Here is a 21,822-nt window from a genome sequence, read left to right as displayed (position 1 = left end):
CGCCGGCGCAGGGCCAGCGCCGCGGCGGGCCAGGCGGCGGGCTCGAGCAGGCGGCCGTTGCGCAGCAGGACCAGGTCCGCCCCGGGGGCGTCGCCCAGCGGACGCCGCCGGCAGCCATCCGGCGTCACGCCCAGGTGGCCGGCCAGCTCCCACAGGGCATCCTCCTCACCGGCCGGCAGGCGGGCCGCCAGTTCCCAGCGATCCCCTTGTCCGGCCTGGTCCAGACCGCGCCACAGGCCCAGGCCGAAGGCCACGCCCACCACCAGGGTCCGTTTGAGGAAATCCCGCCTCGTGCTCATAAGTCGATCCTCATGACAAACTTCAGATCATTCCAGCGAAACCCATGAAGGCCAATGCCATGATTCCCGCGACAAGCAGGGTGATACCCGCCCCGCGCAAGCTGGGCGGCACGCTGGCCAGCTCCAGTTCCTCGCGGATGCCGGCCATCAGGCAGAGGGCCAGGGTGAAACCTCCGCCCGCGCCCAGGGCGAAGACGAGGCCTTCGATGAAGCCGTGCCCCCGCAGCTGGATGAAGAGGGCCAGGCCCAGGATGGCGCAATTGGTCGTGATGAGGGGCAGGTAGATGCCCAGGGTCCGGTAGAGGGGCGGACTGGCCTTCTTGATCACCATCTCGACGAATTGGACCAGCGACGCCACCACCAGGATGAAGGAGACGGTCTGCAGGAAGCCCAGACCCAGCGGGTCGAGCAGGTAGGCCTGGATGAGCCAGGTGACCATGGCCGTCATCGTCATGACGAAGGTGGTGGCCAGGCCCATGGAGAGGGCGCTGCTGACGCGCCCCGACACGCCCACGAAGGGGCAGATGCCAAGGAAATAGCTGAGCACGAAGTTGTTGACCACGGCCGCGCCCAGGAAGATGAGCAGCAAGTCCATCAGGCGGGCCCTCCCGCGGCGCTGGCCGGACCGCGCAGCTCGACGCGGCGGACCACCCGTGACTCCTCCACGAGGGCCTGGCGGCCCAGCACGTCCCGCCGGCGGGTGATGAGATTGACCACGGCCAGCATCAGGCCCAGGGTGAGGAAGCCGCCAGCGGGCAGGATCATCACCACCCAGGCCTCCCAGCCCGGAACCAGGGTGAGGCCGAAGAGGGCGCCCGAGCCCAGGATCTCGCGCACGCCGCCCAGCACGGTGAGGGTGATGGTGAAGCCGACCCCCATGCCCAGGGCGTCCAGCAGGGCGCGCCCCGGGTGGTTGCGGCTGGCGAAGGCCTCGGCCCGGCCCAGGATGATGCAGTTGACCACGATGAGCGGAATGAAGGCGCCGAGGGACTGGCTCAGCCCGGGGAAGCGCGCCTTCATCACCAGGTCCACGATCGTGACGAAGGTGGCGATGATGACGATGTAGGCGGCGATGCGCACCTGGGCGGGAATCAGCCTCCGCAGCAGGCTGACCAGGACATTGGAGCAGGACAGGACAAAGATCACGGCCAGGCCCATGGCCACGCCGTTGATGGCGGAGACGGTGACGGCCAGGGCCGGACACAGCCCCAGCAACTGGCGCAGGATGGGATTCTGGTCCCACAGGCCTTTGACGACCTCCTGCCGGGCGCTCGGACGCGCTTTCATGCCCCGCCCTCCATCCGCTGGGCCGCCGCCACCGGACCTAGCAGCCTGTCGGGTTTAGCCACTTCGCGGTCTTCATCGCCCCACCCGACGCTCGCGTCGGGCCTGTCGGTCCCATTCGACGCAGATTTCTTGCGAGCAAATGCCATTGCGCGACGCAAAATCCCCGTCGAATGGCCCTCGACATGGGCGCGAATCCCATCGAAGGCCCAAGCCCGACCGGCTGCCACGGCGCGCAGGCGGGCGACACAGTCGTTGACAATGCGCACCACGGCCTTGGAGCTGATGGTGGCCCCGGTGATCGCCTGGATCTCATGGGGAGCCGCCGGCGCTCCTTTCACCACTTTCAGTTCCTGCAGCGCCAGGCTGGGCGCTTCTCCTCCCCGCCCGAAGAAGCGGTCGGGGAAGGCTCCCGCCCGGATCTCCGTGCCCAGGCCGGGCGTCTCGGCGTCCTTGAGCACCTTCAGACCCAGCGTCTGCTCAAGATCCGGACTGAGTCCCACCATCAGGCGGATCTTGTCGGAGAAGCCGGTGCCCGTCCCCACCACCGCCCAGCCGGCTGGCTCGCCGCTGGAGGTGAACACGAGGTAGGCATCCAGGTCGGAGGCGGGGGCCAGTTCGGCCAAGGGCTGCGAACGGACGCCGCCCGGCACCACCTCCATCACCGCGGCCAGCTTCACTCGTGTCTCGTTCGCCTCGATCAGCGGGCCCGCCCAGGCGTTGACCAGGGCCAGCGCCCCTCCCGACAGAAGCCCCACCAGACTGAGGGTGGCCAGCATGTGCAGGATGGTTTTCATCGGGCCGCTCCATAGATCCGGGGCCGGGTCCAGCGGTTGATGAGGGGCACGGCCGCGTTCATGATGAGAAGGGAGTACATGACCCCCTCCGGCAGGCCGCCGAACAGGCGGATGAGCACGGTGAGGAGTCCGGCGCCCAGTCCGAAGATCCACATGCCGCGCGCCGTGAGGGGACTGGTCACCAGGTCCGTCGCCATGAACAAGGCGCCCAGCAGGAAGCCGCCAGAAAGCAGGTGGAAGAGGGGGTGGGGCCAGGCGGCGGGGTTCGACAGCCAGAAGAGCGATCCCAGGATCAGGGCTCCCAGGACCATGGCGGCGGGAATCCTCCAGTTGGCGACCTTGAGGACGAGCAGGACGAGGCCGCCAGCCAGCACGGCCAGCGCGCTGGTCTCGCCCAGGCTGCCGGCCGTGGTTCCAAGCAGGAGGTCGCGCAGGGGCGGCGCCACATCCATCACACTGAGGCCGGGCTCGCGGAATTTGACCAGGGCCAGCGGGGTGGCCGTGCTGATGGCGTCCACCGCCAGGCGGTTGGCCGACCAGGTGGTCATGGCCACGGGAAAGGCGGCCTGGAGAAAGGCGCGACCCACCAGTGCGGGATTGAAGATGTTCATGCCCAGACCGCCGAAAACGGCCTTGCCCAGACCGATGGACACGGCGCCGCCCAGCAGGGCCATCCACAGGGGAAGAGCGGGCGGCACGATGAGTCCCAGCAGAAGGCCGGTCAGCAGGGCCGATCCGTCGTCCAGGGCGAGGGGCAGCTTCCGCCACCATGCCACCAGGGCCTCGGCGGCCAGGGAACCGGCCACCGCCGCCGCCACCGTGAAAAGAGCGCGCCAGCCGAAAAAGGCCAGGCCGGCGGCGAGGGACGGCAGCAGGCAGAGATTGACCACCCACATCAGCCGGGCGGTCGTCCAGCGACTGTGCAGGTGTGGCGAGGTGGCCAGGGAAAGGGCGAGCTGCCCGCCCGTCTGCTTGTCCGTCATGACGCACTCCGAGCCAGGGACCGGGCCTGCTGCTTGCCCAGCCTGAGCCATTGCACCAGGGGAAGATGGGCCGGACAGGCGAAGGCACAGGTGCCGCACTCCATGCAGACCTCGATGCCCTCGTCGCGCGCCTCCTCCGCCCGTCCCAATGCGGTGAGGCGGGCCAGGCGGCTGGGCACCAGCTGAAGGGGACAGGCGTCCACGCAGCGTCCGCAGCGCAGGCAAGTGCCGGACTCCATGTCCGCCCCCAGCTCCTCCCCACTCAAGACCAGGATGCCGGAGCAGGCTTTCACCACCGGGGCGGCCAGGTCATGCTGGGCCACGCCCATCATGGGTCCGCCCACGATGAGACGGGCCGCCTCGGGCAGAAAACCGCCGCAATAGTCCAGCACATCGGCCAGGGGCGTCCCCACCGGCACCCGCAGGTTGGCCGGTCGCTGGATGCCGCGGCCGCTGACGGTCAGCACGGCCTCGGTCTGGACCCGGCCCAGCACCACCGCCTCGCGCAAGGCCAAGGCCGTGCCCACGTTCTGCACGACGGCGCCCACGGACATGGGCAGCTTGCCCGGCGGCACCCGCCTTCCGGTGATCGCTTCGATCAACATCTTCTCGGCGCCCTGGGGATACTTGGTGCGCACGGACAGGATCTCCAGACGGACACCCGCCGTCGGCTCCCAACGGGTCAGCGCTTCCGTCAGCGCTTCGACCGCCCGCGGCTTGTTGTCCTCGACCCCGATCACCACGCGAGGGACAGCCAGGGCCCGGGCCACCAGCACCGCTCCCTCAAGCAGGGCGTCCGGTTCTTCCAACATCAGCCGGTAATCGCGGGTCAAGTAGGGCTCACATTCGCAACCGTTGATGATCAACAGGTCCAGGCGGGTTCCCGTCGGGGGTGACAGCTTGACCGCCATGGGAAAGGCGGCCCCGCCCTGGCCGACCAGCCCGGCTTCCCGCGCCCGCGCCACGAGCTCGCCCGCGCTCACGGTGTCTGGATCCAGGGGGGGCAGGTCCAGCGGCTCGGTGGGAAAGGGCTCGGTTCCATCCTGGGCAGGGGGCGGACCCGGCTTGATCACGATGAGGGATCCTGGGAAGCCGGAGGCAGTACCGCCCTGTTCCACGGCCTGCACCAGACCGGCCCTGGGTGCCAACACAGCGGCGCTGATCCCCTCTCCAGCGGCAGCCAGACATTGGCCTTGGCGGACCCAATCACCCTTCTTGACAAGAATTTGGGCCGGTCGACCCAGATGTTGCTGCAAAGGCACCAGCAACAATTCCGGATCCGGCATTCTCTCCAGCGGACGGTCCGCTGTCAGATCCTTTTCGTCACCGGGATGAACACCACCCTTGAAGGTGGGACGGAATCCAAGCCAGGACATGGGGCCTCCCCGCCACAGATGGAACCCCACAAAGTTAAAATATTGTCAAGTTAACTTACAAGTCCGAGGGGGCTTCACTTGGTCGATGGCCAAAGCTCCCGGCGGTGGATCCACCCGCCGGCAGCATCACGATTGACTGGCTGTGCACATGAAAAAGGGCCCTTGTTGAGGCCCTTTTCGGTTCGATGTTCAACGGGTCAGCCTTGGTCCTTCTTGATGGCGTCCAACTCAAAGTTGGCGCTTTGACGCCATTCAATAAATGCGGATGCGTCCTGGAAGGACTTCTTGGCAGTGTCCAACATGCCGCGCTTCATCAAGGCGACGCCCTTCTCGTAATGGGCACCTCCCTGGATGAAGCTCTTGTTCTGCTTCAACTTGGACACATTTTCCAAACAGGCGTCAGCCGCTTCGATCGCCTTGTCAAACTGCGAGCACTGGTTGTAAGCCGTTGCCTGATGATAGTAGACCTCGGCAATGTCCCGGTTCCCTTTGTCCTTCAACGCATTGGCAGCCGCCTTGATGGCCTTCTCGCAGTCGTGGGCTTCCACACAGGCCTGGGTCAGGGTCACCCAACCCCGGGTGAAGCTGGGATCCACCACCACGGCTTGCTCCAGGGCCGGGATCGCCATCTCGAAATTTCTCTGCTCGAGGAAGATCTTGCCCTTTTCAAACCAGGGTCGAGCCTCGGTGGGATGCTGGGCGATCATGGCATCCAGCACGTCCGCAGCTTCCCGTGGACGCTTCATCTCGCCGGCCAACATGCGGGCCTTTTCCAGAATGGCCTTGGTATCCTCCGGATCGAGCTGGGTCGCCTTGCCCAGGGCGGCAAGCGCCGCCTGATAGTTGCCCAGCTTGCGCTCCGCCAAGCCGAGCATGTAGGCGGCCTGGGCATTGTCGGGACAGGTCTTCTGGGCATTCATGGCATGCGTGCGGGCGGCCGTGTAGTCCCGATCCTTGTACGAGGCAATGGAGGAGTTCAGGGCCGTTTTGCAGGCCACGTCCTGGTCATTCTCGCTCTGGTGTCTGGCTCGCAGCTTGCGGTAGTCATCCACCGCGGTGTCGTACTTCTTCTTGAGTGCGTCGTACTCCTCCGGACTGCCCGCCACTCCCATCTCCTGGACCAGCCGATCAATGTCCTTCTTCTTCGCATCCAGTTCCGGGGTCTGCGCCAGCACAGTGAGGACAGCCATCAACAGGCCGATGGCTAGGATCAGATAGGTTCTCATGTTGGGTTCCCCCGCTTGCTTGGTGGGTTGTCCACCCTGTTAAAATGGCCCTGTCGCCGACAGGGCCATGCCCGAGGCCGGACTTGAACCGGCACGTCCGTGAGGACACCACCCCCTCAAGATGGCGTGTCTGCCAATTTCACCACTCGGGCAGGCCGACCCTATACGATTAGTCCCCCCCGCCGGTTCCCGGGGTCTCCGGGGGCAGGACCGGAATGCTGGCATTGAATCCGCTGGCTGTGCTTTGCTCCTGCAAGGCGCCGGAGGTCAGCGGGCGCAACTCGCCGCCGCCGCGGCCCGACAACATGGTCGCCAGAAGGCACAGCGCCATGAAGGAGGCAACCAGATAGATGGTCACTTTGTGCAGGACAGTGGCCGCCTGGCGAGATGAAAGCATGGCTTCTCCCCCCGCCCCGCCGAAAGTGGCGGACAGGCCACCGCCTTTGGAAGATTGCATCAAGATGATGACCATCAAGAATATGGCTACGAGAATGGCCAGCAAGACAATGGTGATGTACACAGTGCGTCCTCACTCACTTCACGATGCCTTCGCCCGCTTGGACGATGGCGCTGAAATCTTCCATCTTGAGGCTGGCGCCTCCCACCAGGGCACCGTCAATGTCGGGCATGCCCAGGAGTTCCCGGGCGTTGTCCGCCTTGACCGACCCTCCATATAGAATCGGGCAGGCGTCGGCATGAGCGGCGCCCAGGGCCTCCGCCAGCCAAGCGCGCAGGGACTGATGCGCCTCCTGCGCCTGCGCCGGCGTGGCGACCACACCGGTGCCAATGGCCCAAACCGGCTCATAGGCAAGGCTCAGCTCGGCCGCGGAATGCGGGGTCAAGCCGGCCAAAGCCTGGCTCAACTGGCGCCGCAACACCTCGGTCAGACGTCCTGCACGCCTCTCCTCCAGCGTCTCGCCCAAACAGAGGATCGGCCGCAATCCGGCTTCCAGCGCGGCGTGGACCTTGCGATTGATCCATCCATCGGAATCCCCGAAATGCTGGCGCCGCTCGCTGTGGCCAACCAGCACCCACGTGCCACCTGCGCTGCGCACCATGTCGCCGGACACTTCTCCGGTGAAGGCGCCGCTGCGCTGGTCATGCAGGTTCTGCGCGCCCAGCTGGATATCGGCATCGCTCAGGATTTCCGCCACCGAGGTGAGGGCGGTGAAGGGTGGGAAGACCACCACTCCGACCCGATGCACGCCCAGCAGCCGCACTTTCAGCTGCCGCGCGAGGCCGACCGCCTCGTGGTTCAGCATGTGCATCTTCCAGTTGCCGGCGATCAGCAATCTGCGCATGGTCCTTCCAAACTTGGCGAAAGCGCAAAGGTTAACGTTTCAGGCCCGGCGGCGCAAGGTCGGATGCCGGGCTCAAGCCTCGCTCAGGGCGGCCACTCCGGGCAGCACCCGTCCTTCCAGCAATTCCAGGCTGGCCCCGCCCCCCGTCGAGATGTGGCTGAAGCGGTCCTCCAGACCGAAGGCCTGGACCGCCGCCGCGCTGTCGCCGCCCCCGACGATGGTGGCCGCGCCACGGCGGGTGGCCTCGCCGATTGCCAGGGCGACCCCTTTGGTTCCAGCGGCGAAGTCCTCGATCTCGAAAATCCCCATCGGCCCATTCCAAACCACCGTTCTGGCCTCTTCCAGGCGCCGGCGGAACAACTCGAGGGAAGCTGGTCCGATGTCCACGCCAATTCCGTCGGCGGGAATCCCCTCGCGCGGGCACACCCGGGCCGGTGATCCGGCGCTGACGGACTCGGCCACCAGGATGTCCACCGGCAACAAGAGCTCAACTCCGCGCTGGCGGAATCGGGCGAGGATCTCCCCCGCCAGGGCCACGCGGTCCTCTTCCAGCAGGCTGCGCCCGATGGGCAGGCCCATCGCCTGGAAAAAGGTGAAGACCATGCCGCCGCCCACGATCACGCAATCAACCTTCTCCAGCAGGCTGGTGATCACATCGATCTTGCCGGAGACCTTGGCTCCCCCCAGCACGGCGACGAAGGGGCGGGCGGGGTGCGCCAACTCGTCGTGCAGGTAGCGCAATTCCCGCTCCATAAGCAGACCGGCGGCGCCCTTGCCCAGAAGGCGCGCCGCACCCTCGGTGGAGGCGTGGGCGCGGTGGGCGGTCCCGAAGGCATCGTTGACATACACCTCCCCCAGGCGGGCCAGGGCGGCGGCGAAGGCCGGATCGTTCTTCTCCTCGCCAGGGTGGAAGCGCAGGTTCTCGAGCAGGAGGACCTCGCCATCCCGCAGCGCCAAGGCCTGGGCCAGGGTGGCCTCCGAGTCGCAGTCCGCCGAGAGCTGGACCGCCCGGCCCAGCAGGCTGGCCAGCTCGGCCTGCACCGGCGCCAAGCTGTACTTCGCTTCCGGTCCGCCCTTGGGCCGGCCCAGATGGCTCATGAGGATGAGGCGGGCGCCCCCCTCGAGGAGCAGGCGGATGGTGGGCAGGGCCGCGCGGATGCGCAGATTGTCCGTGACGCGGCCCTCCTTGTCCAGGGGGACATTGAAGTCCACGCGGCAGAGGACACGTCGACCCTTGACCTGCAGTTCTCGCACACTGAGCTTGGGCATGCCATCCTCCCCGAATCGTCACCACACCGTCCGCCGCGGCGGGCCGGCGCACCCGGGCCTGATCGGCCGCTTCGTCAGAGTGCGGCCACGCGCTTGACCAGGTCCACCACGCGGCAACTGTAACCCCACTCGTTGTCGTACCAGGCGACCACCTTCACGAAATCGCCCTCGATCACGGTGGTCAGCTTGGCGTCGAAGATGCTGCTGTGGGAGTTGCCGACCACATCGGTGGAGACGATGGGGTCCTCCGTGTATTCGAGGACGCCCTTCATCGGACCCTCGGCCGCGGCGCGCATGGCGGCGTTGATCTCGGCCGGCGTGGTGGCGCGGGCCAGCCGGCAGCTGAGGTCCACCACCGAGCCGTCCACCACCGGGACGCGCAGGGCGAATCCGTCCAGCTTGCCGGCCAGGGCGGGGATCACCTTGCCCACGGCCCGGGCCGCGCCCGTGGTGGTGGGAATGATGTTGACGGCGGCGCTGCGCGCCCGCCGCAGATCCTTGTGCGGGTAATCGAGGATGCGCTGATCGTTGGTGTAGGCGTGCACGGTGGTCATCAGCCCATGCAGGATGCCGAAGGAGTCATGCAGGACCTTGGCCACCGGCGCCAGGCAATTGGTGGTGCAGGAGGCGTTGGAGACCTTGCGGTCCGTGGGCTTGAGGGCTTCGTCGTTGACGCCCATCACTATGATGTTGTCGATGGCGTCCTTGGGCGGAACGGTCAGGACCACGCGCTCGGCCCCGCCGGCCAGGTGCTTGTCCAGATCGGCGCTGGTCGTGAAGACGCCGGTGGATTCCACCACGATGCGGGCGCCCAACTGCTTCCAGGGGATGAGGGTCGGATCCTTGTGGGCGCTGACGGGCATGCGGTGGCCGTCCACCACCAGGGCTTCGCCATCCACCTCCACCTGGCCGGGAAAGCGCCCGTGGGTGGAGTCGTACTTGAGCAGATGTGCCAGGGTGGCGGCGCTGGTCAGGTCGTTGATGCCGACGACTTCGATGCCGCCCACGGCCAGGGCGCGCTTCAGAACCAGTCGACCAATGCGGCCGAAGCCGTTGATGCCGATCTTGATGGACATGATGGGCCTCGCGATGATGAATGCTTGTAATGACGAGTCCGCCGTGGGGCCATCGGGACGGCCGCACAGCGGAAGATAGCATACCGCGCCACCGCGCCACGGCCCTTGACTGGCCGCGGCACACGTAATATGTTGATGGCCTGTCGGGCGATTAGCTCAGTTGGTCAGAGCGCTGGTCTCACATACCAGAGGTCGCAGGTTCGAGCCCCGCATCGCCCATCCGGCCGCACCCAGTGGCCGTCCTAGCCGCGGCAACGCGGCTTTTTCATGGAAGGCCGCCTCCCGCGCGGCCTGAAACCGGGAGGACCCGTGTCGGGACGTTTGCTGATGGTGGTCAGCGTCCTCCTGCTGGGCGCCGCGTACCTCATCCAGGGCCGCCGCCTCTCCCGCCGCTACCAGCTGAATGATGCCGAGCCCACCCCGGCGCTCGCCCGCGGCGATGGGGTGGATTTCGTGCCTGCCCGCGCCCCCGTCCTCTTCGGCCATCATTTCGCCTCCATCGCCGGCGCCGGCCCCATCGTCGGACCCGTGCTGGCGGCGGGCTTTGGCTGGCTGCCGGTCTGGCTGTGGGTCATCCTGGGCGGCATCCTGCTCGGCGTCGTCCACGACTTCAGCAGCCTGGTCGCCTCCCTGCGTCACCGGGGCGACACGATCGGTCGCGTCGTGGAGCGCCACATCGGGGCGCGGGGCCGCCTGCTTTTCCTGCTCTTCAGCTGGCTGGCCCTGCTCCTGGTGGTGGCCGTCTTCACCATTCTGGTTGGCGGCACCTTCACGGCCGAGCCCGCCGCCGCCACCAGCTCCATCGGATTCCTTCTACTGGCGATTGTGTTCGGTTTCTTTTTGCGACGGGGCCTGCCCCTGGCGCTCCTCACGCTGATCGCCCTTCCCTTCATCTGCCTGACGCTCTGGGCCGGCCTGGCCTGGCCGATGGACCTGCGACCCGTCCTGGGGCCTGGCGGCAGCCTCTTCGCCTGGCAAGGTCTTATCCTCCTTTATGTCTACCTGGCCAGCGTAACCCCCGTCCACCTGCTCCTGCAGCCGCGGGACTACCTCAACAGCTTCCTGCTCTACGCCCTGATGGCGGGCGGGCTGGCCGGGATCCTGGTCGCCGACCCGATCCTGAAGGTGCCCGTCTTCGTGGGTTTCCACGACCCCCAGCTCGGCACCCTCTTCCCCATTCTCTTTGTGACAGTGGCGTGCGGCGCCATCAGCGGTTTCCACAGCCTGGTCTCGTCGGGCACGACGGCCCGGCAGTTGAGTCGGGAATCGGACGCCCGCCCGGTGGCCATCGGCGCCATGCTCATCGAGTGCCTGCTGGCGGTGGTGGCCCTCATCGTGGTGGGTGCCACCCTGGGGGTGGCAGACCTGCAAGGAATGACGACGGGCGAAGCCATCTCCCGCTTCGCGGCCGGCCTGGCCTCCATCATGGCCGTGCTCGGCCTGCCGGAATCAAGCGGACGCATCTTTGTCAGCCTGGCTGTCTCCGCTTTCGCCTTGACCAGCCTGGACACGGCCACGCGCATCGCCCGCTACCTGTTTCAGGAATTGGCGGAGGCGGCCTGGCCGACAGCCGCCTGGCTGCGTGGCCGCCACATCGCCACTCTCGTGACGGTGGGGGCGGGTGCGCTGCTGCTCGTCTCCAACGTCGGCAAGGCGATCTGGCCCATTTTCGGGGCCGCCAACCAACTGCTGGCCACCTTGGCGCTGCTGGCCGTGACCGTCTGGCTGTCGCGCCGCAGCCAGGGGCGGGATCGGGCCTGGCATGTACGCCTCCCCATGTTCTTCATGTTCGCCGTGACCATCACGGCCCTGGCCCAGCTGCTTTGGCAGAACGCCCTGCGCGGGTACTGGCTGCTTGCCCTGATGGCCCTCCTCCTTCTTGCCCTGTCCCTGGTGCTGGCCGGGGAGGCGTGGCGGGCTCTGCGCCGCCCATCAGATGCTGAAGCCCTCCCCCCGACGACCGGTCATGGCCCGCCGGCCGACCTGCCGGACTGTCCCTGCTGATGATCAGCCAGCCTCCATCGCAGCGTGCTGCCACGAGATCGGTTCTGCCGGCGTGGGGCCTTCTCCTGCTGAGCGCGGGTCTGGCCCCCGCGGCCGGGGCGGCCAGCTTCAACCCGGCCGACTACCTGGTCGGCAGCGGTTACTCGCCGGCCCGTGATTCCATCGTCACCTACACGGCGGACAGCCTCTTCATGGAGGTGCAAAGTCGCCGCACCCTGCTCAGCGGCTCATCCCGCCTCTCCTTCCTGGGCATGACCCTGGAAAGCCCCGAGATCCTGGTGGATTGGGAGCGTGACCGGGTGGAGGCCTGGTCCACCGGCGACGAAGCGCTGGCCGAAGGCTGTGGTGGCAACCTGGGACTGGGCGGAGGGCAACGCCTGGCGGGACGGGCGGACGCCCGGACGGGGGTGGCGCCCCGTCCGCCGGAGCGGCCGGACTCCCTGGCCCTGGACGCCCGCCTGCCCTGGCCGGTCTTCAGCGACGGCAACCAGGTCCTTTACGGGCGGTGGATGTCCCTCGACATCAACACGCGGCAGGGATTCATCCGGGACGGGCGGGCGGCGGAGGATCTCAGCCTCTACGGCGGCACCCGCATCAAGCGTGTCGCCACGCGCGAGATGCACGTGTCCGACGCCGTCTTCACCACCTGCGACGAGGATTGCCCCCACTTCCACTTCGAGGCTCGCCGGCTCAAGATGTTGATGCGCGACCGTGTCTTCGCCAGCGACGTGACCCTGCACTTCGGCCAGGTCCCCACCCTCTATTCGCCGGTCGCCCTCTTCAGCCTGAAGCGGGGCCGCGCCAGCGGACTGATCCTCCCCAGCTACGGCCAGACCGAACAACAGGGGCGCAAGCTGGACCATCTGGGCTGGTACTGGGCCGCCGCCGACACCTGGGACACGCAGCTCCGGCTCAGCTACGCCGAACTGGGTCCCGACTGGCTCTTCGAGAGCATCACGCGCTACAAGTGGCGTGCGGCCGACCGGGGCAGCCTGTCGGGCAGCTACAACGTGGCCCGCACCAGTTCGCGGGAGGGCTGGGACCTGCGCTGGTCCCACGACCAGGCGCTGACGCCCTACATCAGCCTTCGCTCCAAGGTGGCGCTGGCCTCCAGCAAGCAATACTACCAGGAGACCAGCGACAACCAGGAGATCCGCCTCACCCAGAATCTTTCCAGCAACCTCAGTCTCTCCGGTCTCTTTCCCGACCAGGGGGTGCGCTGGACCTTGAACGGCTCGGGCAACCAGAACCTGGAGACAGGCATCACCAGCGGCAGCCTGCCTGTGCTGGACCTGAGCTTCCCCACCTGGACTCCGCTGCGCTCGCTGGCTTCGGACCGCTCGCGGGGCGCCCGCGGCACGGCCTCCGCGTCAGGAGCGGGAGCGGGAGCGGCGGCGGGGGTGGGAGACTGGTTGGCCGGTTCCACCCTGAAGCTGTCCAGCCGGGCGGAGAACCGTTACGAGATGGACGGCCTGGATCTCTGGCAGGCGCGGAGCCAGCGCGGGGCGCGCCACAACCTGGGATTCTCCGTGCCCGGCAAGGTGGGCGCCCTGGCCCTTACTCCTTCCATCAACGCCACTTCCGTCTGGGTGGACGAGACGAGTGAATGGACGCGGCGGCCCGACGGCGCCCTTGATGCGCGGGTCCGCTCCGGCTTCGCGGCGCGCCAGACCTTCAACACGAGCCTCTCCGCCTCCACCCAGTTCTACGGCATCGTCTATCCGCGCCTGGGGGGTCTGGAGGCCCTGCGCCATGTGGTCAGCCCCTCCCTCTCCGCCACCTGGACGCCGGATTTCTCGACCTCCGGCTGGGGCTACGTGAAAGAGGCGCGCCAGGGCGACAGCCTGCTCCTGCGGCTCGACCGCTTCCGCAGCTCCATCTATGGCGCCACGCCCTCGCGCGAGAGCCTGGCCCTCAACATGTCCCTGGGCCAGCTCTGGCAGAGCAAATGGACCACGCGCCAGCCCGCCGCCGATGACAGCCTGGGGGGCGGAGGCTCCCCGCCGGCGGGAGGCGGAAGGCGTCCCCCGCCCCGTTCCGTCAAGAGCGACCTGCTGCGCCTGACCACCTCCACGTCCTATGACTTCATGCTGGACAGCATGAAGCTGTCCAACATCAGCAGCAACTGGTCCCTGGACCCGCTCCAGGCGGCCGGCCTGCGCCTGGGCCCCCTGGGCAGCCTCAACCTGCAGATGAGCACGGTGCACAGCCCCTACCAGGTGAATCCCGCCACCGGTCAGCGCATCGCCCGCTATGCCTGGCAGGATGGGCGCCTGCCCCGCCTGGCCTCCACCAGCGTCACGGTCAGCACGCGTTTCAGCGGGGGCCGGAGCCGCGCCGCGGCGGAGCCGGTGCCGGCGGACGACGAGGAGAACCGTTTCTCGCCGCGTTTCGGCAGCGCCGATCTCGGCATTCCCTGGGACCTCAGCACCACCTGGTCCTGGAGCCTGGACAAGAGCAACCCCCTCCATCCCAGCAAGCGCAGCCTCGTCAACCTGCGCGGCAGCCTCAATCTGGCCCGGCACTGGAAGGTGTCCAGCGGCCTGCACTACGACCTCGAGGCGCGCAGCTTCTCCTCGCAGAGCATCAACGTCTATCGCGACATGCACTGCTGGGAGGGGCACTTCACCTGGGATCCGCGCCGCTCCTCCTACCACCTGCTCATCCGGGTGAAAAGCGACCTGCTTGAAGACCTCAAATGGGACAAGCGCAAGGGACGCACCGGGGTCTACGCTTCCTTCTGACCTGGCAAGAGCAGGGAGCCGGACCCTGCCCGCGCGGGATCCGGCCCCATTCCATCGTTCTGGCGGAAGCCTAGCGGGGGTAGACCGCCGTCACCCTGTAGCACCAGCGGGTGCCGGCCGGACCCGTGGCGTCGAAGGCCTCCGTCTGGTCCGTCTCCAGCCACGGATCCATGGTGAAGACGTCGAAGAAGCTGTCCACGTGCCGGTAGATGCGATAGCCAGTGGCGTCGTCCACGGGATCCCAGCTCAAGCGCACCTGGTTGCTCTCCGGCAGCAGCTCGATGCTCACGAGCGGCTCCCCGGGCGCCAGGCTCCGCACCAGATGGAAGCGCTCCGCGGCCATGCCGAAGGAGTCGATGAAGGTCAGCTTGAGCCACCACCAGCCCGGCTGGACGGGAATGCCCAAGCCGCCAGGTACAAGTGGACCCATGCCGCTGCCGCCCTCGCCGCTGCCTCCGCCGCCCGGCTCCTGCTCCACGGGGCAGACGTAGGTGACGCTGCCCAGGGCTCCGGAATCGCTGCCGCTGCCATAGCCGCTGAAGGCGCCCGTGTCCGGGTTGAAACTCCCCTCCTGGGTGCTGCCGGTCCACGGGTCCATGAAGTCCACCGTGTGGGTGCCATCCTCATTGGGCACGTTGTTGAAGGAGCTGAGCGTCACACTGTGGGAGCCGCCGCCCGCCCACTGGAGCGTCGCGATGACATCCTGATTCTGGGACTCCCCCTGCTCCTGCATGCCATCCGTGTCGCCGTGGAGATCGGTGTGGACCGTGTAGCCGCCACCGTTGTCGCCAATCCAGTCCTGCAAGCCCTCCCGCAGGCCGGAACCGGTCGTGCCGGAGCCGCCCACGTTGGTGTCCATGGCGTTGCCCAGACCCGTGATCAGTTCGTCACCCGACAAGCCGCCGGTGACGTTGGTGCCGTAGGTGGCGTCCAGCCATTCCAGGCAGGCGGCCGCCGCCGTGGGGGTGCAATGGGTGTCGGAGACCGGGCGCTGCCACTCCGGCGGCACCTCACGGCTCCATTGGGGCACCTTCTCCCCCAGTTTCCACGAGAGGGTCAAATCCTGGTTGTCCGGCTGCGGGTAGACGGTCAGGATGCCGCCATGCAGGGTGATCTCCCGTTCCAGCTCCAGGGAGAGCCAGTCCGCGCTCAGGTTGGGCGCGTACCAGCTGGTCGTCTCCACCGTGACCAACGAACCATCCTCCAGTGTGAGGTCCGCCGCGAAGTGGATGAGCCCCGGCTCCAGGCGCAGCAGGCCCGGGTCGAAGTCGCAGAACCAGCCGTCGCCGTCCGGCTGGGGCACTCGCTCCGTGGCCATGGGCGGCTCCCAGCCGTCCGTGTCGACGCCCAGCACGACCCAGGCGCCACTCTCCGACGTCCCGCGGAAAAGCACCTGCTGGATGCTGCGGCAGGGATCGTCGGGCAAGAGCCAGAGGTGGCTGGTCTCGTCGGTGAAGCGCTGGTGCCACTCCTCGGCGTCGGCGCCCCATTCCCCGGCGATGAGCCGGGCTTGGGCGGCGCCCGGTCGCAGGGCAAGATTCAAGGTGAAGGTGCCACTGGCGTTGCCGCCGCCCTCGACCATCACGTAGTAGGTGCCGGCGCTGACGCAGGCGCTGAGCCAGCTCTGCGCGGAGCCGCTGCCACACATGAGGGAATTGTCGTTGGAGGCGATCACGGTGGCGCAGTCGTCGTCCAGCAGGCGCAGCATCGTGTCAAAATTGCTGCTGCCGCCGCAGCTATGCGCCGTGAGCACGCCGCCCTGGCTCAGGGACAATTCGTACCAGACGTCAGGGGAGGCGCCGAAGCCCATGTCGCGGAAGCCCGTGGACGTGGTCTGCGTGTCGCTGTAGGGCAGGCTGCCCACGGGGATGGGGTAGGCGCAGCAGTCGCCGGCCGCGACGGTCGAAGGAATCACCGTCGCCGTTCCCAGATAGTGTCCGTCGCTGAGCGGACTCTGGGAGGAGGGCGACACTTCCACCACCCATCCCAGGAGGGGAACCAGGTTGAGACAGGGATCCCAGGGCGCCACGGCCACCGCTTCGCTTTGGCAGAAACCGCCATTGTCCGCCACGGCCATGAGGAACAAGCCGTCCTCCGTGAGGGCATGGACGCGCACCACGGGATCGAAGGTGTCCGCTTCAATCATCAGCTCGAAGCCGTCCAGCAGGTTCGGCAGAATCAGGTGGAAGAAATCGGGGTCGCCGGCGCTCGTCTGCTCTCCGTAGAGCTGCAGCTCAGGGGGCCAGGGCATGGCCATCTCGGGCTCGTCGTTGGGCTCCAACTCCCACAGGGCGCCGGGTCCGGGCACGACGGCGTTGCAGCCAAGGAAGCTCAGATCAAGCTGGAAGGTGCCCGTGGCGTTGCCGTTGCCCTCCACCATCACATAGCAAGTGCCTGCCGCCAGCGCCTTGCTCAGCCAGCTCCTCGACGAGCCCAGGCCGCAAATGTTGCTGTCGTTGTTGGAATCCAGCACCGTCTGGCAGTCGTCATCCAGGACGCGCAGCATGGTGTCGAAGGTGGTGGCCGCGGCGCAGGTCTGGGCCGTGAGCACGCCGCCCTGGTCCAGATCCAGGCGGTACCAGACGTCGGCGCTGGCGTTGAAGCCCTGGTCGCGGAAGCCGGAGGTAGTGGCCTGCGTGTCGGTGTACGGAAAGGCTCCCACGCTGATCGGATACTGGCAGCAGTCGCCCGCCGGGATCGGGTTCGGGCCAACGCTGAACGAGCCGGCGTAGTGGCCGTGCATGGGCATGCCCACCTCGTTCTGCGTGACCGCGACGTAGGGGCCGCCCACGATGTGGATGGGGGCGCAGGGATCGACGAAGAAGGTGAGTTGCTCGCTCTCGCAGAAGCCGCCGCTGTTGGCCGTGGCCACCGGCACGACGCCCAGGTCCGTGAGCACGTAGGCCGTCACCACCGGGTCGAAGGTGTCGGGCTGGATCGTGACCGAGTACTCGCCATGCACGCCCGCGCTCTCCAGCCGGAACCAGTCCGCGTCGCCCATCAAGGTCTGCTCGCCGAAGAGCTGCATGCTGGCCGGCCAGGGCTGGGCCATCATCCACTCGTCGTTGGGCTCCAGCTCGAGGAGGGCGCCCGGGCCGGGCACCACCTGGTTGCAGGTGGCCAGGGTCAGGTCCAGCTGGTAGGTTCCCGTCGCCGCGCCGTTGCCCTCCACCACCACATAGTAGGTGCCGGCCAACAGGGTCCAGGCCAGGTGGCTCTTGGTGGAAAGGGGACCACAGACGAGGCTGTTGTCGTTGGAGTGGAGGACCGTCTGGCAATCATCGCCCACCAGCCAGAGCATGGTGTCGAAGGTGGTGGCCGCCGCGCAGGTCTCTGCCCGCAGGATGCCGCCCTGGGCCAGCTCCAGCCGGTACCAGACGTCCGCCGAGCTGTTGAATCCCATGTCGCGGTAGGAGGCGGAAGTGGTCTGCGTGTCCGTGTAGGGAAAGCCGCCCACCACGATGGGATAGGCGCAGCAGTCGCCCGGTGGGATGTTGCTGGACACCAGCTCCGCCGTGGCCAGGTAGGAGCCGTTCGTGGGAGGCTGCAGGGGGCTGCGCACCACCTGCAAGACCAGCTGCTCCACCGGCACGGCAACCTGGCAGGGATCCCAGCCGCCGTAGACGACTTGCTCGGCTTCGCAATAGCCGGCCTCGTCCGCCTCCAGCAGCATGGTCCAGATGCCGGCGGTCATACCCCACAAGCGCAGGCGGGGATTGAAGGTGTCGGGCACGACCAGGAAACGGACCGCCTGATCCGGCGGCACGCCGAGCAGCAGGAAGCAGTCCGGATCGCCCACGGTCGTTTGTTCGCCGTAGACCGGCTGTGGGAAGGGCCAGGGCTGGGCCTGGGGTGGAGTGTTGTTGGGTTCCAGTTCGTAAATCGCGTTGGGCGGCGGCATGACCGGTGGACACTGGCCATGGGCCAGAGCCAGGGGCCACAGAACCAGCCAGACCGTCGCGCCAGCCAATGCGCGCCGCTGCCACGGCGCCAAGATCGCCCACGCCACGCTGTTCATGATGATCTCCTTGCTGTGTGTGTCCGGCGGTCACCGGAGCGGCGCTGAAGGAGGAAGGATGACAGGAGCCGCAACCGGCTGCCGGCTGATGGCCCCAAGGTTGAATGTCAAGGGCTGAACAGGTGTGTGCCCTGTCACCTGTCTTGATGAAATTGAAAATCATTCATGGATAAGGGCGGCGGGGCGTCTCAAGGATCGATCGACGGCATGGACGGGAAAAGGGCCGCCCAGAGACGGCCCCTGCTCGGGTCTGCGGCTTGACGGGCCAGCTACAGGTACTTGAGCTCCCGGGCCTGGCGCTCCAGTTCCTCGCGGAAAGCGGGTGCGGCGATGTCGATGAGGGCTCGCGTCCGCTGGCGGATGCTCTTGCCGTGCAAATAGGCCACACCGAACTCCGTGACGATGTAGTGGACATCGGCCCGGGACGTGACGACGCCGGCACCCGGGGCCAGCGTGGGCACGATGCGGCTCTGCGTGTCCGACTTGGCCGTGGCCGGCAGGGCGATGATCGGCTTGCCGCCGGCGGAGCGAGCGGCGCCGCGGATGAAGTCCACCTGTCCGCCGAAACCGCTATAGATGCGGGTGCCGATGGAGTCGCTGTTCACCTGGCCGGTCAGATCCACTGAGATGGCGCTGTTGATCGCCACCATCCGTTCGTTCCTGGCCACGTTGAAGGGGTCGTTGACGTAATGGCTGGGATGGAACTCGATCAGCGGGTTGTCCGCCACGAAATCATAGAGTCGCTTGGTGCCCATGCAGAAGCTGGCGACCATTTTGCCCGGGTGGAAGGTCTTGCGGTCATTGGTGATGACCCCCTCCTCCACCAGCTTGACCACCCCGTCCGAAAACATCTCGGTGTGGATGCCCAGATCGCGCTTGTCCTCCAGGTAGAGCAGGACGGCGTCGGGAATGCCGCCGATGCCCATCTGCAAGGTGGACCCGTCCTCGATCAGGCCGGCCACGTTGCGCCCGATGGCCTTGTTGCGTTCGCTGACCGTACCCTGCACGATCTCCACAAGGGGATCGTCCACCTCGACGAAGGCCTTGATCTTGCTGACATGGATGAAGTTGTCGCCATGGACCCGGGGCATGCGCGGGTTGACCTGGGCGATGACGATGCGGGCCGCCTCGGTGGCGGGCTTGGTCACCTCGTCGCCGATCCCGTAGCTGCAGAAGCCGTGCTCATCGGGCGGCGAGACGTGGATGATGGAGACGTCGATGGGATACTCGTTGCGGAAAAGGGCGGGAATCTCGGAGAGGAAGACGGGCACGTAGTCGGCTCGCCCCTCGTTGACCGCCTCCCGCACATTGGCGCCGGTGAAGAGCGCCGTGTGGTGGAAGTGCCCCTTCATCTCGGGCGCCACATAGGGCGCCGGATTGAAGGTGAGAATGTGCAGGATCTCAACATTCTCCAATTCCTGCCAGCGGGCCGACATGGCGTTGACGAGCCGTGTGGGGATGGCGCAACCCGGGTGGATATGCACCGTGTCCCCGCTCTTCACCACGCGGACCGCCTCCTCGGCGCTGACGCAGCGCTCCCGGTAGCGGGTCACCCAGCTCATCGTCCGCCCTCCTTATCGCTCAGGGCGGCCAGGGCCGCCATCAGATCACCCAGCGGGCGACCGTAGAGCTCCGCCACCCGCGCGTTGGTCACCTGGCCCCCGATCGTCACCACCCCGTCTCGAAGGCCCTGGATGCGCCGCAGCAGAGGAATGGCGCCACCCTCCCGGGCCATCTCGAGCAGCAAGGGCGCGATGCTGTGCGAGAGGGCGCGGCTGGAGGTGCGGCAGACCAGGCTGGGCAGGTTGGGAATGCAGCAATGGACCACGTCCTCGGCGATGAAGGTGGGGCTCTCGATGGTGGTGGGGCGGCTGGTCTCAAAGCAACCGCCCATGTCCACCGAGGTGTCCACGATGACGGATCCGGCCTTCATGCCGCGCACCATCTCGCGGTCGACCAGATGGGGAGTGCGGTCCCCCGGGAGGCTGACGGCGCCGATGGCGATGTCGGCAAAGGCCAGGGCACGACGGATGTTGTTGGACGTGGCCATCATCGTCGCCACGTGGCCCAGGGAGTGCTCGGCCCTGCGAAGCTGCGAGATGTCCCGGTCCAGCAAGACCACCTGGGCGCCCATGCCCAGCGCCGTGCGGGCGGCCATGGTGCCCAGCGTGCCGGCGCCGAGAATGGTCACGGTGGCGCCGCTGATGCCGGGAATGGAACCCAGCAGGATGCCGCGGCCGCCATGGTCGCTGAGCAGGTAGTTGGCGCCGAATTGAATGGCCAGCTGGCCGGCGATCTCGCTCATGGCGGTGACCAGGGGTTTGCGGCCATCCTGGTGGGAGACCAGCTCCAGGCCCAGGGCGAGGATCCTCTCCTTGAGCAGGGTGTCCAGCAGGCGGTCCCGGCCGGCGGCGATCTGCAGGAAGCTGACCAGACAGCAATCCTCCCGGATCAGCTCCGTCTCCTCCTCCTTGGGTGGCAGCACCTTGACCACGACTTCACCGCGGGCGTAAGCCTCCTCCGGCGTGTAGACGATGGTGCCGCCCACGTCCTGGTACTCCTGATCCGTGAAATGGGAGGCGGTGCCCGCGCCGGACTGCACGAAGACCTCCTGCCCGGCGGCGATGAGCTGCCCGACCCCGCTGGGAGTCAAGGCCACCCGATGTTCGCCGCGCCGGACTTCTTTGGCCAGACTGAATTGCATGGTATTCCTCCTGTTCGCTGCCCGCCCAACCCTTCCCACGAGTCCGCACGGGGCATGTCCATCCACTCAAAAGCCGTGCCAATCCATGAGGAGTCGAACACGTCGTGGGCAAAGCTGATCTTGGGCAGGGGGGGGCCATGGCCGGTGCAGGGCTGGGAATCAGGCGGCGGCCCTGCGCGGGATTGGGAATCGGGCGTCCACTTCCGCCTGCGATGGCCTCGGCTTCGGGAAGCGGCCTGGGCCGGCCCCGTCCATGGTCCAGGGCCTCAAAGCTTGCGAGGGGCAGAGACCCTGCGCCAAGCTCCGCCCTCGACCATCAGGTCATGATCAGCTTTTCTCCAGGAAGCGGGAAGCTTCAGGGGTGGATGCCTGGCGTTTCCGTCCATGTGCCCTTCCCGCCTATCAAAAACCCGTCCCCGGAGCCGCTGTCATCTCCAGGGACGGGCGTCGATCCGATGACAGGCGCACGGCGAAGGTGGACTAGACCTTATGGAACGGCCGGGTCCCTACGTTGGCCGTGGGTTGATCCACGAGGGACCAGAGCCACACTGGGCAGTGCCCAGAAACGTAAGGAGCCCGGCCATGCATGAGAGTAACACTTCCACCACGTGGGTGGGACTGGATGTCCACCAGAATTCCATCACCGCCGCCATCCTGGCACCCGGGGCTGTTCGCCCAACGATCCAGCAATTGCCCGGCGACCTGAATGCCACCCGTCGCCTGTTTCGTCGCCTGGGAAAC

The 21,822-nt window shown here is 67.1% G+C and carries 16 protein-coding genes and 2 tRNA genes; 3 read left to right on the top strand and 15 right to left on the bottom strand.

Going from position 1 to position 21,822, the window contains the following annotated elements; all coding sequences use genetic code 11:
* The 12 genes from Q8O14_06670 to gap form a co-directional block, all read right to left on the bottom strand.
* Positions 1-299 (bottom strand): twin-arginine translocation signal domain-containing protein (locus Q8O14_06670; GenBank protein MDP2360419.1); only part of this gene is annotated, 299 nt, incomplete at its 3' end.
* A 22-nt stretch (positions 300-321) separates the two neighbouring features.
* Complete coding sequence (locus Q8O14_06665) at positions 322-894, bottom strand: RnfABCDGE type electron transport complex subunit A (protein ID MDP2360418.1); 573 nt, start codon at positions 892-894, stop codon at positions 322-324.
* Positions 894-1,586 carry an electron transport complex subunit E gene (locus Q8O14_06660; protein ID MDP2360417.1) on the bottom strand — a complete coding sequence of 231 codons (693 nt, stop codon included), beginning with the start codon at positions 1,584-1,586 and terminating at the stop codon, positions 894-896. Before Q8O14_06660 ends, Q8O14_06665 begins: the two co-directional genes overlap by 1 nt.
* Complete coding sequence (locus Q8O14_06655; GenBank protein ID MDP2360416.1) at positions 1,583-2,380, bottom strand: FMN-binding protein; 798 nt, start codon at positions 2,378-2,380, stop codon at positions 1,583-1,585. The genes Q8O14_06660 and Q8O14_06655 overlap by 4 nt, the downstream gene beginning before the upstream one ends.
* On the bottom strand, positions 2,377-3,363 hold the full coding sequence (locus Q8O14_06650) for an RnfABCDGE type electron transport complex subunit D (GenBank protein MDP2360415.1): 987 nt from the start codon (positions 3,361-3,363) through the stop codon (positions 2,377-2,379). Before Q8O14_06650 ends, Q8O14_06655 begins: the two co-directional genes overlap by 4 nt.
* Entirely contained in the window at positions 3,360-4,739 is a 1,380-nt protein-coding gene (rsxC, locus tag Q8O14_06645) for an electron transport complex subunit RsxC (GenBank protein ID MDP2360414.1), read from the bottom strand. Before rsxC ends, Q8O14_06650 begins: the two co-directional genes overlap by 4 nt.
* Positions 4,740-4,936: 197 nt before the next feature.
* A complete protein-coding gene (locus Q8O14_06640) occupies positions 4,937-5,914 on the bottom strand; it encodes a tetratricopeptide repeat protein (protein MDP2360413.1) in 978 nt (325 codons plus the stop codon).
* A 119-nt stretch (positions 5,915-6,033) separates the two neighbouring features.
* Positions 6,034-6,117: transfer RNA gene (locus Q8O14_06635), tRNA-Leu, on the bottom strand.
* 17 nt (positions 6,118-6,134) lie between these two features.
* Positions 6,135-6,485, bottom strand: coding sequence for a preprotein translocase subunit SecG (secG, locus tag Q8O14_06630; protein ID MDP2360412.1), 351 nt, complete (start codon positions 6,483-6,485; stop codon positions 6,135-6,137).
* A 13-nt stretch (positions 6,486-6,498) separates the two neighbouring features.
* A complete protein-coding gene (gene tpiA / locus Q8O14_06625) occupies positions 6,499-7,266 on the bottom strand; it encodes a triose-phosphate isomerase (GenBank protein MDP2360411.1) in 768 nt (255 codons plus the stop codon).
* 72 nt (positions 7,267-7,338) lie between these two features.
* Positions 7,339-8,535 (bottom strand): phosphoglycerate kinase, encoded by a 1,197-nt coding sequence (locus tag Q8O14_06620; protein ID MDP2360410.1) that lies wholly within the window; start codon positions 8,533-8,535, stop codon positions 7,339-7,341.
* A 74-nt stretch (positions 8,536-8,609) separates the two neighbouring features.
* Positions 8,610-9,611 (bottom strand): type I glyceraldehyde-3-phosphate dehydrogenase, encoded by a 1,002-nt coding sequence (gene gap, locus Q8O14_06615; protein MDP2360409.1) that lies wholly within the window; start codon positions 9,609-9,611, stop codon positions 8,610-8,612.
* A 145-nt stretch (positions 9,612-9,756) separates the two neighbouring features.
* Between gap and Q8O14_06610 the strand changes: the two genes are divergently transcribed.
* From Q8O14_06610 to Q8O14_06600, 3 genes are all read left to right on the top strand, one after another.
* Positions 9,757-9,830 (top strand) — tRNA-Val (locus tag Q8O14_06610).
* Between the two features lie 90 nt (positions 9,831-9,920).
* The gene (locus Q8O14_06605; protein MDP2360408.1) at positions 9,921-11,615 is read left to right on the top strand and encodes a carbon starvation CstA family protein; all 1,695 of its coding nucleotides are present in this window, start codon (positions 9,921-9,923) and stop codon (positions 11,613-11,615) included.
* Complete coding sequence (locus Q8O14_06600) at positions 11,615-14,359, top strand: putative LPS assembly protein LptD (protein ID MDP2360407.1); 2,745 nt, start codon at positions 11,615-11,617, stop codon at positions 14,357-14,359. Before Q8O14_06605 ends, Q8O14_06600 begins: the two co-directional genes overlap by 1 nt.
* Before the next feature lie 70 nt (positions 14,360-14,429).
* On the opposite strand, the gene Q8O14_06595 is transcribed toward Q8O14_06600, so the two are convergent.
* The 3 genes from Q8O14_06595 to Q8O14_06585 all read right to left on the bottom strand — a co-directional run bounded on the left by Q8O14_06595 (position 14,430) and on the right by Q8O14_06585 (position 21,081).
* Entirely contained in the window at positions 14,430-18,377 is a 3,948-nt protein-coding gene (locus Q8O14_06595; GenBank protein MDP2360406.1) for a hypothetical protein, read from the bottom strand.
* A 269-nt stretch (positions 18,378-18,646) separates the two neighbouring features.
* A complete protein-coding gene (locus Q8O14_06590) occupies positions 18,647-19,939 on the bottom strand; it encodes an acetyl-CoA hydrolase/transferase C-terminal domain-containing protein (GenBank protein MDP2360405.1) in 1,293 nt (430 codons plus the stop codon).
* On the bottom strand, positions 19,936-21,081 hold the full coding sequence (locus tag Q8O14_06585) for an alanine dehydrogenase (GenBank protein MDP2360404.1): 1,146 nt from the start codon (positions 21,079-21,081) through the stop codon (positions 19,936-19,938). Before Q8O14_06585 ends, Q8O14_06590 begins: the two co-directional genes overlap by 4 nt.
* Positions 21,082-21,822 lie beyond the last annotated feature (741 nt).

The sequence above is a fragment of the bacterium genome (assembly GCA_030685015.1).
Lineage (GTDB): Bacteria > CAIWAD01 > CAIWAD01 > CAIWAD01 > CAIWAD01 > CAIWAD01.
The sequence above is the reverse complement of the archived record's forward strand: the minus strand, read 5'-3'. Positions and strand labels throughout refer to the sequence as shown.